The sequence below is a fragment of the Streptomyces carpinensis genome (genome assembly GCF_002154505.1).
Classification (GTDB): domain Bacteria; phylum Actinomycetota; class Actinomycetes; order Streptomycetales; family Streptomycetaceae; genus Streptomyces; species Streptomyces carpinensis.
The window spans coordinates 1-848 of the sequence record NZ_MUBM01000735.1 but is presented as its reverse complement, the minus strand read 5'-3'; the positions used below and the strand labels follow the sequence as shown (position 1 = coordinate 848).

The 848-nt window shown below is 65.1% G+C and carries 1 protein-coding gene; it reads right to left on the bottom strand.

What is annotated here, in order from left to right:
• The coding region (locus BZY54_RS48420; RefSeq protein WP_086731579.1) for an aldo/keto reductase at window positions 1-799 on the bottom strand (799 nt) is incomplete at its 3' end.
• Window positions 800-848 lie beyond the last annotated feature (49 nt).

Below are 848 nucleotides of genomic sequence, written 5' to 3'. Positions count from 1 at the left end.
GGCTGACGCCCACCTCGCCGGCGACGGCGTTGAGTGCGTCGATCACGGCATAGTCGGCCTCGCTCGGGGCGCCGACCAGCTGGGTGCGCGTGGTGTCGACCGGGCCGTTGGTGGCGCTGGAGTACTTGCCCGACAAAAACCCGCTCTTCAGCGGCCCCCATGGCATCACTCCCATGCCCATGGCCTGAGCCATGGGGATCAGCTCCCCTTCCGAGGTTCGCTCGAGCAGGGAGTACTCCAACTGCAGTGCGATGATCGGAGCCCATCCGCGGAAGCGCGCGATGGTGGCTGCCTCGGCCGTCGCCCACGCCGGCACGTCGGAGAACCCGACGTAGCGGACCTTGCCGTCGCTGACCAGGTCATCCAGCGCGCGGAGGGTCTCCTCGACGGGTGTGGACGGGTCGAAATTGTGCAACCAGTAGATGTCGACGTAGTCGGTCCGCAGACGCCGCAGCGTGTTCTCCAGCTGTTGCACGATCGCCTTGCGGCTGGGTCCACCGCCGTTGGGGTCGTCCTCGTACAGGTTGCCGAAGAACTTCGTGCCAATCACGACCCGATCACGCCGCATGGGCTGGCCGGCGAAGTAGTCTCCGATGATTTTCTCGGAGTGACCGTTTGTGTAAATGTTGGCCGTGTCGATCGAGTTGCCACCCCGATCCAGGTAGGCCGCGAGGATGTCTTTGGACTCCTCCGGGCTGCTCCCCCAACCGTGATCCTCACCGAAGGTCATCGTGCCGAGTGTGAAAGGGCTGACTCGCAGTCCCGAGCGGCCGAGCGTGACGTAGGAATCGAGTGGCATGACAGAGGGCTCCTGGTCGGAAGGTTTCAGGGACGGCGGCCGTCCCTCG